This is a genomic window from Planktothrix pseudagardhii (assembly GCF_904830925.1).
GTDB classification, from domain to species: domain Bacteria; phylum Cyanobacteriota; class Cyanobacteriia; order Cyanobacteriales; family Microcoleaceae; genus Planktothrix; species Planktothrix tepida.
Genome location: NZ_LR882967.1, coordinates 2,693,363 through 2,708,177, shown reverse-complemented (window position 1 = coordinate 2,708,177; position 14,815 = coordinate 2,693,363). Strand labels below are relative to the sequence as shown.

The 14,815-nt window shown below is 37.4% G+C and carries 7 protein-coding genes; 6 read left to right on the top strand and 1 reads right to left on the bottom strand.

The features are described 5' to 3' along the window. Positions 1 to 16: 16 nt before the first annotated feature. Positions 17 to 2,326 (bottom strand): ATP-binding protein, encoded by a 2,310-nt coding sequence (locus NMK36_RS11450; protein ID WP_072721759.1) that lies wholly within the window; start codon positions 2,324 to 2,326, stop codon positions 17 to 19. Positions 2,327 to 2,757: 431 nt separating this feature from the next. On the opposite strand from NMK36_RS11450, the gene NMK36_RS11445 reads away from it, so the two are divergent. The 6 genes from NMK36_RS11445 to NMK36_RS11420 all read left to right on the top strand — a co-directional run bounded on the left by NMK36_RS11445 (position 2,758) and on the right by NMK36_RS11420 (position 14,803). Next, on the top strand, positions 2,758 to 3,489 hold the full coding sequence (locus NMK36_RS11445; RefSeq protein WP_072721761.1) for a response regulator transcription factor: 732 nt from the start codon (positions 2,758 to 2,760) through the stop codon (positions 3,487 to 3,489). Further along, on the top strand, positions 3,482 to 5,248 hold the full coding sequence (locus NMK36_RS11440; RefSeq protein ID WP_072721765.1) for an EAL domain-containing response regulator: 1,767 nt from the start codon (positions 3,482 to 3,484) through the stop codon (positions 5,246 to 5,248). The genes NMK36_RS11445 and NMK36_RS11440 overlap by 8 nt, the downstream gene beginning before the upstream one ends. Positions 5,249 to 5,277: 29 nt before the next feature. After that, positions 5,278 to 6,378: a hybrid sensor histidine kinase/response regulator gene (locus tag NMK36_RS11435; protein ID WP_254173753.1), complete on the top strand. Its 1,101-nt coding sequence runs from the start codon at positions 5,278 to 5,280 to the stop codon at positions 6,376 to 6,378. A 93-nt stretch (positions 6,379 to 6,471) separates the two neighbouring features. Next, positions 6,472 to 12,183: a PAS domain S-box protein gene (locus NMK36_RS11430; RefSeq protein ID WP_254173752.1), complete on the top strand. Its 5,712-nt coding sequence runs from the start codon at positions 6,472 to 6,474 to the stop codon at positions 12,181 to 12,183. 60 nt (positions 12,184 to 12,243) lie between these two features. Then, on the top strand, positions 12,244 to 13,356 hold the full coding sequence (locus tag NMK36_RS11425) for an IS630 family transposase (protein ID WP_254172743.1): 1,113 nt from the start codon (positions 12,244 to 12,246) through the stop codon (positions 13,354 to 13,356). 109 nt (positions 13,357 to 13,465) lie between these two features. Next, positions 13,466 to 14,803, top strand: a complete 1,338-nt coding sequence (locus NMK36_RS11420) for a sensor histidine kinase (RefSeq protein ID WP_254173751.1) — start codon at positions 13,466 to 13,468, stop codon at positions 14,801 to 14,803. Positions 14,804 to 14,815: the final 12 nt, after the last annotated feature.

The following is a 14,815-nucleotide window of genomic DNA, read 5'->3' as shown; positions in this document are numbered from 1 at the left end:
GCCTCTTTCTAATAATTTATCCTAAAAAATAAGGAAGTGTAAAATAAAAGGTTGTCCCTTCATGGGGAATAGAATTGAGCCAAATTGTTCCCCCATGTCGTTCAATAATTTTTTTAACAATTGTTAATCCCGCTCCCGTTCCACCTCCATATTGAGTTCGTGCATGAAGGCGTTTAAAAATTCTGAAAATAGTGTCATGATGCTTGAGCGGAATTCCAATACCATTATCCCGAATATACAACGTTAAAAACGGTTGAGTTTCTTCTGTGATCAGGAGTTCTGGATCTAAATATCCAATTTCGACAGATTTGATTAACTGCTCATTATATTTTAATCCATTACTAATTAAATTTGTCAAGACTTCTTGAATTAAAATTTTATCCCCTCGAATCAAGGGTAAAGTTCGAGGAATCACAATATTGATTGTATCGGCTGCATAACTCATTTGAAACAATTCAATAATCCGAGAGATTAACTGATTCAAATCTAACGGATTCAGCTTCAATTCCTGTCGCCCCAGGCGAGAAAAATGTAATAGAGAATTGATTAAATCCTCCATCCGTTTCGTCAAATCAACTAAGGTTTGCAGTTTATAAACTCCATCCTCATCGAGAACTTGACCATAATCTTCCAATAAAAAGGTAGAATAATTATGAATTCCGCGCAAGGGTTCTTTTAAATCATGGGAAGCAATATAAACAAAAGCATCTAACTCGCTATTGGTGCGTTGTAAGTCTAAATTTATCGCGGCTAGTTCGTCAGCTTTCTGTAAAATAATACTAACTAAGGCACTTCTGACTTCTAGGGCGGCTTCGATTTCAAAAGGTTGCCAAGGTAAGGACTTTCCCTGAACCGTTTCTTGCCACAGAGCAAAGGATTTACGCGGAAAAATTGTTAAACTGCCATCTTCTTCAATTCGTTTTGGTTTATCAGGATTTCCCGCCCAATTCACATATTGTAATTGTTCAGGACGAAACCATAAAATAAAATTTCGTTTAATTTTGGTAATGGAAATTGCCAGTAAACCACTAGCAACCGCCTGAAAATTTGCCGCTGGAGGGTACACCGTTGAGAGGGAATCGGTAACAAATGTATGATTTTTAAATTGATCAGATAACCACAGAATTAAGGGTTCTAATTCTGAACTTGAAGGGGTTTTTCCTATAAGAATTAAATGCTCATCTTGAACAAAAACCGCCCCTTCTGCCGCCATTAATTTCAGGAGATCTTCTTGATTTTGCAGTAAAGCATCCATGATCGTTTCTGCCTGAACCATAATATCTGTAAATTTTGCTTGCAGAGATTTTAGGGATAGTTTGTAATCTAAATTTTCATGTTCTACCTTAGTCGGTAACTCTAAAGACATCGCTTGTCCCAGAAATTCACACACCGTTCTGAGACTATAGGAAAGAAATTTAGGGCTGTAATGATGACAGGCAATTAATCCCCAAAGTTGATTATTGTTAACAATTGAAATTGAGAGGGATGCTGCGACCCCCATATTTTTTAAATATTCTCGATGAATGGGAGAGACACTCCTCAACACACTAAAGCTTAAATCAAGGGGTTCTGTTGCTGTATCCGATGGCATAGAAATAATAGGAACAGGTTGATAATTAATATCAGGAATTAATCGCAATCCATTGAGAATATAGAGTTGTTTTGCTTGTTTAGGAATATCAGAATCAGGATAATGTAATCCCAGATAAGGTTCTAAATCCTCTCGCTTTTCCTCGGCAATGACCGTTCCTGAACCATCGGAAAAAAACCGATAAATCATGACTCGATCAAACTTCGTAATTTTTTGGATTTCTTGGATTAAAACTTCACACATTTGAGCAAGGGTTGTTGTTTTTTGCAGTTTTAAAAATACCTTTTTAGTTAATTCATAAAAATTTAAAAAATTAGGCGATTCTTTTTCTGCTGTTGGTTCTAATTCTAAAATAAAATAATTTTGAGGAGAACGGTGAATAATCCCTTGGAATACTTTGATATCTTGATTAATTTGTACCTGAAGTTGTACTGGATTAACCTGATCAAACGTTCCTTCTAAACACTCTTGCAGGGCCAAAAGTTGCTCTGAGGCAAATAGAAAAGATAGGGGGTGTCCTAAACATTGTTCGGGTGGGATCCCTAAATAAACCTCTGTATTATTACTAACTTGAAGAATATTCAGGTCAGGATTGGACAACACAAACAAAATTCCATGAGATTGAATTGTGCCCGGAAGATGGATAAGTTCTCGATCACAGTTATTTAAACTTAAAGGTTCAGGGAAAAGTTCAAATTGTGTCGTCGATGGTAAGTTAAAGTTATGGGAATTCAAGGAATAGGCCTCCTCAAGTTGTAGTATTATCAGTAATTATACAGTTAATTAAAACCGAACTCTTCATTAAAGGTCTATTTTAGATATCGGTACTGATTAAGATATGTTAAATCTAATTCTCAATCAAGGGTTGATAAACAGGTTAGTGATGCAGCGCAACGTGCTATAATCAGACTGGAGATTTTTCAGGATACCCAACAATTCATTTTGAAAGCCCAAGCTTAAGAAATTGGAATTCCTGAAACCAAAAAAAATATTTAACAAATTTTATTGCAGTTCAAATGCAGGAAATATTTCCGGTACTGGACTCAGTTGATCAAGGGTTAAACCTTTTTCAAAGCTCATCGGGGCAGTATTTTGATCGAAACCATCCTCGGAGCAAAAACACAATTTACCATCAAATTATCGCTGGAGGGAAATGAATAAATTTTATGAATAAAGTTTTGATTATTGAAGATGAAGATACCATTCGAGAAAATATAATGGAGTTACTTTTATCCGAAGAATTCCAAGTTTTAGATGCGGCTCAAGGTCAATTAGGGATTAAGTTAGCTTCAGAGTATCAACCCAACTTAATTCTCTGTGATATTATAATGCCAGATATTGATGGGTATACTGTTCTCACCGAGATGCAAAAACAACCCCTTCTTGCCAATATTCCGTTTATTTTTATGACCGCTAAAGCTGAACGCAGGGATTTGCGGTTAGGAATGGAATTAGGGGCGGATGACTACATCACAAAACCCTTTACACCGATAGAACTCTTGAGTACCATTCGCGCCCGATTAAAAAAACAACAACAGTATTTATTTCAATATGCGGAGGAACGAGAACGTGCAAATCAACTTAAACAGAAAGTTGCTGAACTTGAGCAACTCAGCAAAACCCAGGAAGAACTGTTACTGCGGCTATCAGAAGAACTGAGTAACCCGATGTCTAATATTAGTTTAGCGGTTCAAATGTTAAACTTATTATCAACCAACGCCAATGAAGTACCTCATTTAGCTTTAAAACAACAACGTTACTTAAAAATCCTCCAAGAAGAGTGTGCGCGGGAAGTGAGTATTCTCAATCAGATTTCAGACTTACAAACGCTATTAACCCCAGAAAATATTAAATTCATTCGCAAACTCAATGTATTACAGAGAAACAACTATGACTAAAATTCTTGTGATTGAAGATGAAGATTTAATTCGAGATAATATTGTAGAACTTCTCGAATCTGAAGACTTTGAAGTTTTCAATGCCGAGGACGGTAAAATTGGGGTGCAACTGGCTAGTCAACATCAACCGGATTTAATTTTGTGTGATGTGATGATGCCAGAACTCGACGGTTATGGGGTTCTCCTCAAGTTACAAGAAAACTCCCTGACAGCGACCATTCCCTTCATTTTCTTAACAGCAAAAGCTGATTTAGGAGACCTGCGGAAAGGAATGCAGCTTGGGGCTGATGATTATTTGACTAAACCCTGTACCGCCACAGAATTACTCAAAGCGATTGTGATTCGTTTAGAAAAACACACGATCTTAAAAGATCGTTATAGTAGCGAATTAAAAGTAGCTGAAGCTAAACTCAATCAATTAATTTATCAAAATAGCACCACAAGCTTACCCAACCGTTTATCTTTGTTGGAATATTTTCAACAAATGCTGCATCAATTAGCATCCTTATCGGGGATAGATGAAAATTGGAATTACCAAGGCATGATTCCCGTTCTCTGTTTAGGGGTAGATCGATTTAGCCGAATTAATGATCTTTTTGACTATGAAAGCGGAGATTTACTCTTAAAAGAGGTAGGAGAACGGCTCAGAAAAAATTTATCTGCTGAAAATATTATTACCCATATCAATGCCGATCAATTTGCAATTTTACTATCCCCAATTTTAGATAAAAAACAGCTGAAAACCACCTTAGAAGGATTACAACAAATCATTTCTAAACCCTTTGTTTTAATGAACCGGGAAGTCTTGATCACCATTAGCATTGGAATTGCACTCTATCCCCAAGACGGTCGGGAGATTCAACAACTTCTGCGGGCGGCAAAACAAGCCATGAATGAAGTCAAGCAACAAGGAGGAAATCACTATACTTTTTATACCCCCACCTGTGATCATGAACTCTCAGAACGGATTGATTTAGAAGTCGCCCTGCGCTATGCTTTAGAAAGGGAAGAGTTTCAACTTTACTATCAACCGCAAGTCAGTTTAAAAACAGGAAACATTGTCGGGGCAGAAGCGTTACTGCGCTGGAAACATCCCCAACAAGGAATGATTTCCCCGATGAAATTTATTCCGATTGCGGAAGAAACGGGTTTAATTGAACCGATTGGAGAATGGGTTTTATATCAAGCTTGTAAAGATAGTAAAGCATGGCGCTCTCAAGGGTTAGGTTGTTTACGGGTAGCCGTTAACTTATCGGGTCGTCAATTCCGAACTGCTAACTTGCGCCAAAAATTAGTGCAAGTTTTACTCACCACCGGCTGCGAACCGGATTATTTAGAATTAGAATTAACCGAAAGTTTGTTGATTCGAGATGCGGAATTATCCATCCAACAATTGCAAGCCTTAAAAGCCCTGGGTTTAAAAATAGCCATTGATGATTTTGGGACAGGATATTCTTCTCTCAACTATCTGCAAAAATTTCCGTTTGATGTGCTGAAAATCGATCAATGCTTCGTTCGGAATCTCCATAATAATAAAATCAATGCGGCTATTACCCAATCTTTAATTTCGATGGCGCATCTTTTAAATCTAAAAGTAATTGCTGAAGGAGTTGAAACCCAAGAAGAGTTAGACCTCTTGAATGAGTTTAATTGTAATGAAATTCAGGGATATTTATTCAGTCGTCCTCTCAATTTAGAAGAGTTTCAAGCCTTAGTTAAAAGCGGACGAAAATTAAAAGTTTCTCAACCGAATCCCTAACATGAATTAGAATCATTGAGGACATTCAAATGACCAAAATATTAGTAATTGAAAATGAAGAATCCATTCGAGAAAATATCGTAGAACTTTTAGAAATTGAAGAGTTTGAAACTTTATCCGCCGAGAATGGAAAAATCGGTTTATCAATTGCCCAAAGCACTCATCCCGATTTAATCTTATGTGATGTGATGATGCCCGAACTCGATGGCTATGGGGTAATAGAAGCATTGCGGAAAGAACCCGAAACCATGATGATTCCGTTTATTTTCCTAACCGCAAAAGCTGATAAATTGGATTTAAGGAAAGGGATGGAATTAGGGGCTGATGATTATTTAACTAAACCTTTTACCCCCTCTGAATTGTTAAAAGCAATTTCGACTCGACTCGAAAAACAAGCGGTTGTTCAAAAAGCATCTCAACAACAATTACAGGAACTTCGCAGCAATATTACCCATTCTATTCCCCATGAATTAAGAACCCCTCTGAATGGAATTCTCGCTTCAACGGAATTGCTACTCCATGAATTAGACTTTATGGATGCCCAGGAAATTCGGGAAATGGTCGAGCAGATTTCTTTATCCGGTCAACGCTTATATCGGTTGATCATGAATTTTCTCCTCTATGCTGAATTAGAACTGATTGCTACCGAACCCAAACGCATTGCTGCCTTACGTCAGTATAAAACAGCATCTTCCAAAGACGCGATTACTGAACAAGTCATGACTCAGGTTCAAGAAGCACAACGGATGGCAGATTTATCTCTGAATTTGCAAGATGTTCCCATCGCCATGGCAGAGATGAGGTTGAAAAAACTGGTGGAAGAATTAGTTGATAATGCTCTAAAGTTTTCCAATCCAGGAGAACCAATTGAAATTAATGGATGTGTTAAAGACCGTCAATTTGTTTTATCGGTTAAAAATACTGGACGAGAAATGAATCCTCAACAAATTGCTCAAATTGGCGCCCATATGCAGTTTGAACGCAAACTCTATGAACAACAAGGCTCTGGCTTAGGATTAGCCATCGTCCAAAAACTCATCGAACTCCACGAAGGTCAACTGCTCATAGAAACTCCCACCCCCAACCAAACCCTCGTGACTCTTTATTTACCCCTAATGACTGACCCCTGACCCCTAACTTCCCCCCTCCCCATCTCCCCGTCCCCTAGTCCCCTAGTCCCCCCATCCCCCTTACCCCGTCCCTCTCCCCCTCATGGCTCTGAAATGGAACTTAATAGTTTACCGTCTTACATCCCAACGCTGAATCAACTTTTGGATAGAGATCCTCTGAGTGTCAGTCCTGAAATGCCTGTGTTAGAGGTACTCAGACAGATGAATGAGAACCCCTACTATCCGGCCAGTTATGTTGTGGTGCAACAAGAGAATCAGTTAGTCGGGATATTTACTGAACGGGATGTCATCCACTTGATCAGTTCTAGCCAATCCTTGGCCGGGATCAAGATGCAAGAGGTGATGACAACGGAAGTTATAATTTTAAAACAAGCAGACTATCGAGATATTTATCATACTATTTCCCTATTGCGGGAACATCAAATTCGCCATCTACCGGTTGTTGATGACCAAGGACAATTGCAAGGGGTGATTACCGGAGAAACCCTACGCCAAATGTTGCAACCGATTAATGTGTTGCGGTTGCGTTCCGTTGCTGAAGTGATGACAACTCCAGTGATTCAGGTTTTTCCCTCCACCCCGGTGTTAGACATAGCCAAACTTTTAGCTCAACATCAGATTAGTTGTCTGGTTGTTGTTGAAGAGCGTCCTCCTCAGTTTCCCCTCAACAGCAGTCCGAGCACAATTCCAGTCGGTTTAATTACAGAACGGGATTTGCTGCGGTTTCAAAGCCAAAACCAAGATATTTCCGGTTTAACCGCCCTTGAAATGATGAATCAACCCGTGTTGACGATTCATCAACATGATAATTTATGGCGGGCAAATCAGCAAATGCAAAAACATCGGGTGCGTCGCTTAGTGGTGATAGGAAATCAAGGAGAATTATTAGGAATCATTACCCAGAGCAATTTATTGCGTTTATTTGACCCGGCAGAATTGAATGAAATTGTCACATTTTTAGAACAAAAAGTTCAAGATTTAGAAGTCGAAAAACAACAACTCCTCGACGAACAAGAGCAGATCGTTGAACAACGGGTACAACAACGGCTGCGAGAACTTCAACACCTCCCAGAAACTCAAAAACAAACAGAAGCCGAATTACAAAAAGCCCACCAACAGTTAACTTTTCATGTCGAAAATTCTCCTTTAGCCGTGATTGAATGGGATGAACAATTTCGCCTCAAACGCTGGTCGCCCCAAGCTGAAAAAATCTTTGGTTGGAAGGCTGAAGAAATCCTACATCGCCATTGGAATCAGTGGGAATTTGTACATCCAGAAGATTTAGAACAGGTCACTGCGATCGCGTCCCACTTACTCAACGGTGAGGAAAGTCGGAATATCTGTTGTAATCGAAACTATACCAAAGACGGTACTTTGGTGTACTGTGAATGGTATAACTCTGCTTTCAAAAACGAATCTGGACAAGTTGTCTCTCTTTTATCACTGGTACAGAATGTCACTGTCCGGCAAACATCCCAAGGAGAACTTAAACGTCGCGCCCGACAACAACAGGTAATTGCAGAATTAGGTCAATATGCTCTTTGTCAAACCAACTTAGATACTTTATTACAAAAGGTTGTGATCCTCGTTGGACAGACTTTAGGGATTAAATATGTTCAAATTTGGGAATTACTCGCTAACGACAGTACCTTTTTGTTAACCGCAGGATTAGGATGGCGTTCGGGTTCTGTGGGGCGAATCACCGTTGGTCAGGGTCGCAAGTCCCAACCCGGTTATACCTTATTATTAAAAGAACCGATTATTGTTGAGGATTTACGAGTCGAAAGTCGCTTTAGTGGTTGTGCCTTTTTTTATAATCATAATATTGTCAGTGGCGTTACCGTTCTCATTTCGGGGAAAGAAAAGCCCTTTGGGGTCTTAGGAATTCATACTGAGGAAGAACGTCGGTTTACTTCAGATGAAATTAATTTTTTACAAGCGATTGCTAATATTATTGCGTCTTGCGTCGAACGACAACAAGCTGAAGAAGAATTAAATCGCTTTTTTAATCTTTCCTTAGACATTTTTTGTATTGGCACAACCCAAGGATTTTTTCAACGAGTTAATCCTCGAATGTTGAGTTTATTAGGATATACAGAAACTGAACTTTTAGGACAATCGTTTTTAGGTTTAATTCATCCTGATGATTGGGCAAATACCCTATTACAATTAGAGAATTTATCATTAGGAATTCCCAGCCATAATTTTGAGAATCGATATCAATGTAAAAATGGTTCTTATCGGTGGTTATCCTGGACAGCGATGCCCTTTGATGAAACCCAATATTATGCGGTGGCACGAGATGTTAGCGAAAACAAACGCACTGAAGCCGCGTTACGCAAGAGTGAAAAACGCTATGCCACCTTAGCAGAAGTATCTCCGGTGGGAATTTTTCACTGCGATATTGATGGGAATTGTTTGTATGTTAATCAACGTTGGTGTGAAATTGCTGGACTGACCCCGAAAGAAGCATTAGGACAGGGTTGGACGCAAGCCATTCACCCAGAAGATCAAGCCCATGTGAAGGAAGAATGGCAGCGACTACGGACAGATTCGGGTCAAATCCGAGAGACATCTTTACAAAAAATTCAGTTTTGTTGTGAATATCGGCTTCAGCGTCAAGATGGTCAAATAACGTGGGTTTTTGGTCAAGTCGTGGAAGAATTAAATGATCAAGGTGAAATCATTGGTTATGTAGGAACGATTACAGATATTAGCGCTCGAAAACAAGCCGAAGCCGAGTTAAAAACCCTCAATGAAGAGTTAGAAGATCGAGTCGCTGACCGCACCACAGAACTCAGTTTCATGAATGAAAAATTACATCGCCAAGTTGTAGAATTACAGGAAATAGAATCACAATTAGAAGATAAAGCTTATCAACAAGCGATCATTGCTGAATTAGGTCAAAAAGCTCTTTCAGAAATGAATTTAGTGTCCCTGATTAATGAAATTGTAGTTCAAATTGCCCAAGATTTAAACGTTGAATATTGCAAAATTTTAGAATACAATTTAGAAGGAGTATTTCTCACCTTAGCGGTTTGGGACGAGCCCACTCAACATTATACCCTTCTCAGTCATGAACCCCTGGTTTTCAAACCCCCGATGATTCATCACATCCCCAATGTTCAGGACGATCTAAAATTTAATTTCTCCCAATCCCAGCTTGATTTAGAGGAAAATGATCTAAATCATGACAACTTTACACTTTTAAATAAAGGCATCTGTATTCCGATTATGGGGCAAAATTATCATCATTTGGGACAGGTAGAAATTTATGGGAAAAAACTACAACTGTTTAGTGAAGATGATGTTAATTTCTTGCAAAGTGTAGCCAATATTCTAGCAACGGCAATTGAACGAAAACAAGCTGAAGAAGTGATTCGCCAGAGTGAACAACTCTATCGTTTAATGGCTGATCATTCAACGGATTTAATTAGTCGCCATACCCCCCAAGGTGTTTATCTTTATGCGTCCCCCGCCTCTCGTTCTTTGTTGGGTTATGAACCAGAAGAGTTAGTCGGACGTTCAGCTTATGAATTATTCCATCCTGAAGATTTAGCCAAAATCAATCGCCCTCATCAAAGTTCTATTGAAACAGCCGATATTAATACTATCGTTTATCGAATTTTGCGGAAAGATCAAGAGTATGTGTGGTTTGAAACCACTCAAAAAAAGGTACGAGATCAAACAGGAAACATTCAAGAAATTGTTGCCATATCCCGTGATATCACGGATCGTAAACAAACGGAAGAAGCGTTACGGTTTAGTGAAGAACGATTTAAAATAACGCTCAAAAATTCCCCCATTGTTGTATTTAATCAAGATTTAGAGTTACGCTACACTTGGATTTATAATCCGGCGGGTGGATATGTACCCGAAGCCGTGATTGGTCGATTAGATAGTGATATTTTTCCTCCAGAAAATGCCGTTAAGCTGATCCAACTTAAACAACAAGTTTTAAATACAAAAGTGGGGTTGAGAGAAGAGGTAATTACGAATCTTCATAATCAAGATATTCAATGCTATGATTTAACCATTGATCCGCTCTTAGATTTAGAAGGAAATATTATTGGAATTACCGGAGCAGCTTTAGATATTACTGATCGCAAAAAAGCCGAATTAGAATTGCAAGAAAGTCAACGGTTTATTCAACGGATTACGGATGCTAGTCCTAATATTTTATATATTTATGATTTGCTTGAAAAGCACACTATTTATGTCAATCATGAAATTACTAAAGTCTTAGGATATACGCGAGAAGAAATTTTAGAAATGGGTTCAACTGTACTCTCGGATCTAGTTCATTCCGAGGATTATGCTCAACTAGAAATCTATCATCAAAAATTGGCAACGGCGACTAAAGATGAGATTTTTGAGTTTGAATACCGGATGAAAGATATTCAGGGAAATTGGCATTGGTTAGTCAGCCGAGATACCATTTTTGCTCGAACCTCCGATGGAAAACCGAAACACATCCTAGGCGCCGCAACGGATATTACAGAACGAAAACGGGTGGAAGAAAAATTACGACTCAGTGAACGAGCGATCGCCTATAGTAGTAATGGCATTGTGATTGCGGATGCTCGACAACAGGATTATCCGATTGTTTTTGTTAACCCAGCTTTTGAAAAAGTGACGGGATATTCGGCTCAAGAAGCGATTGGTAAAAATAGCCGTTTTCTCCAAGGTAAGGATCGTCGCCAATCGGAGTTAAAGCAAATTAAAAAAGCGTTAGAACAGAAAAAAAATTGTAATGTTGTTTTGAAAAATTACCGTAAAGATGGCTCTTTATTTTGGAATGAATTGAATATTTCTCCCATTTATGATGAGGCGGGAAATCTTACCCATTATTTAGAAATTCAGAATGATATTACTGAAAGTAAATTAGCCGAGGAACGTTTAGGTCAACAAGTCATCCGAGAACGATTAATTGCCACCATTACTCAACGGATTCGAGAATCTTTAGATCTTAAATCTATTTTATCAACAATGGTAACGGAAGTTAAACAGTTTCTGAAAGCGGATCGAGTTTTAGTATATCGAATTTATCCCGACAGTACAGGAAGTGTAATTGCGGAAGATGTTAATCCAGAGTGGAGTTCCCTTTTAGAACAAACTTTTTCTGAAGAAATCTTTCTCTCAGAATGTCATCCAAGTTATATTAACGGGAAAATTGCCTCCATTGCTAATATTAAAGAAAATCAGATTTTACCGTGTTTAGTTGAATTTTTAGAGCAATTTCAAGTTCAAGCTAAAGTTGCCGTTCCCATTATTGAAAATGAAACTCTATGGGGTTTATTAATTGCCCATCAATGCAGTCAACCTCGACAATGGGAAGAATGGGAAATTTCCCTTCTGCAACAAATTACCAGTCAACTTGCCATTGCGATTCAACAATCGGAATTATATGAACAATTACAAACAGAATTAAAAGAACGTTCTCTGGCGCAACAAGCTTTATTAGTCAGTCAAGAACGATTACAATATTTATTATCTTCTAGCCCCGGAATTATTTATAGTGCCAAAGCGAATGGAGACTATGAAGCTACCTTTATTAGTGATAATATTAAAACCCTTTTAGGATACAATGTCTCGGAATTTACTCAACCCAGCTTTTGGTTAAACCATATTCATCCAGAAGATATTGAGAAACTGAAAAATCAAGAAATATCTACCTTATTTCAGCAAGAATATGCAACTTATGAATATCGCTTTAAACATCAGGATGGCACTTACCATTGGATGTATGATCAAGCTAAATTAATTCGAGATGGGGAAGGAAATGCTTTAGAAATTGTTGGCTAAGCTGTTAAGCATCTAAATAGGGTATAATGAAAAACCAAGTTTAGAAAAATCAATCAAAAGATGCCTGCTAAAAATCATTTAAATGAAAAGCAAGTAGAGAAACTACAGAAAAGATTGAAAGAGGAAGAAAATGGACAAATCCGAGAAAGAATCTTGATTTTATTATTGCTAAATGATGGTAAAAAGCAAAGTGAAATTGCCAAGTTTTTGGGCTGCTCATTAAACAAAGTATGTTATTGGTGTGTACATGGAGACCCTGACAAATTAGAAAGCCTAAAAGATGAAAGAATGAAAGGAAATTATAGAAAAGCCACAGACAAATATATAGAGATATTATTAGAAACAGTAGAAAAAGAACCGGAAGAATTAGGATATGAATTTGGGAGATGGACAGGAGAAAGATTGGCAACTTATTTAGAACAAATCACAGGAATCAAATTAAGTAGTTCACAAGTGAGAAAGATATTAAAGGAAAAAAAGTATGTTTATTTGTGGGCAAAGTATAGCTTAGAAGAGAAAAGAGATCCAGAAAAAAGAAAATTATTTAAAGATAAAATAGAAGAATATTTGAAAATAGCAAAAGAAAGTCCAGAACAATTACAGGTATGGTTTTGGGATGAAAGTGGATTTAATTTAAGAGTGATAAAAAGAAAGAATTGGTGTAAAAAAGGGAAGAGGAAACAGATTAGAGGAGACAGGAGGAAAGGAAGAGTTAATGTGATGGGAGGATTGAGGTACTCGGATAAAAAAAGATTTGTAGAATTTCTGGATAAAGGAAATGCAGATAATTTTTATCAAGTGTTAAAAAGTTTTTATCAAGAGCTAATTTATGAATGGGTATTAGCGGGAAATCAAGCAGAAGAATTTGTAGAAAAAGGAGCTAAGATCCTGATTATTCTTGACAATGCAAGTTTTCACAAAAAAGAAGAGTACCTAGAAAAAATTAAAGCAGAAATGCCGAATGTCTATTTAGAATTTCTTCCAGCATATAGTCCAGATTATAATTTAATTGAATTAGTCTGGCATTCAGCTAAAGAATATATAGCTCATCGACTCTTTAAATCAGTTGATGAGCTAGAGTGTTTATTACATCAGCTTTTAAATGAAGGACAGTTATCTATTAAATGGGGACGTAAACTTAAAAACAAAGGTAATGCTATAATCACAGTTTAAATACACAACAGCTTATTGGATTGATATTAGCGATCGTAAAAAAGCCGAAGAAGGCCTCAAAACCACCAATGAACAATTACAAGCAGTATTAGATGCAGTTCCAGGGTTTGTGTCTTGGATTAGTTCTGATTTACATTATTTAGGCGTTAACCGACATTTAGCCAATACCTATCAGTTACAACCGGAAGACTTTGTAGGTCAAGAAATTGGATTTCTTAAGGGAAGTCATGAATTTGCCCAGTTTATGGAACAATTCATGTGTGAACCTTATCTTAAAACCAGTGAGGTTACTTTAGAAACTCGAATTCAAGATGCGACTCGCTATTATTTATTAGTAGCCCAAAAATATAATCAAGATCAAGCTGCAATTTTTATCGGGATTGATATTACAGAACGCAAAAGAATTGAAGAACAATTATGGGCGACAACCTCCCGATTAAGTACCTTAATTGAAAATTTACAGTTAGGGGTTTTAGTCAAGGATGAATTTTACAAAATTGTCTTAACAAATAAAGCCTTTTGTAATTTATTTAATATCCACACATCTCCCGATCAACTCATCGGAATGGATGGCTCTACCTTCGCCTTTGAATATCAAAATATTTTTAGTGATCCTGCACAATTTATTATCCGAAATCAAGAGGTAATGCGAAGAAAAAGAGTCGTTGTTAATGAAGAACTTTCTTTAGTTGATGGACGCACCCTTGAACGAGATTATGTTCCGATTATGATTCAAGGAGCGTCTCAAGGTCATTTATGGATGTATCGAGATATTACAGAACGGAAAAAAGCTGAAGATACTCTTGTGACATCGTTACGCGAAAAAGAAGTTTTACTTAAAGAAATTCACCACCGGGTGAAAAATAACTTGTTGGTAGTTTCTAATCTTTTAGAATTTCAATCGGATTATGTTCAGCAGCCTGAATTGATTAAGGTTTTAGAAGATAGTCGAAATCGAATTTATTCAATGGCTTTAATTCATGAAAAACTCTATCGTTCAACGAATTTAGAAAAAATTAGCTTTGGAGATTATTTAGAAGATTTAATAGATAATTTATTTGAATCCTATAATATTCAAGATGGTCGAGTTCAGTTTGAACTGGATATTGAACCTGTTGGTTTAAATATTGAAACCGCACAACCCTGTGGTTTAATTGTGAATGAACTGGTTTCTAATACCTTAAAACACGCTTTTCCCAATGGTCGATCAGGAGTTGTTTATCTGGGACTCCATCAAAATGAAGAGGATAAAATTATTGTTACCGTTCGAGATAATGGGATTGGTTTTCCTGAAGGAGTAGACTTTAGAAATGTCGAATCCTTGGGAATGGAATTGGTTTGTACACTCACTGACCAACTCGAAGGAACGATTACCCTTGACCAGGAAAATGGAACCCAATTTACTGTAACTTTTTCCGAACTCCAATATCGACATCGGTTATCGTAGGGAATTGAGAAT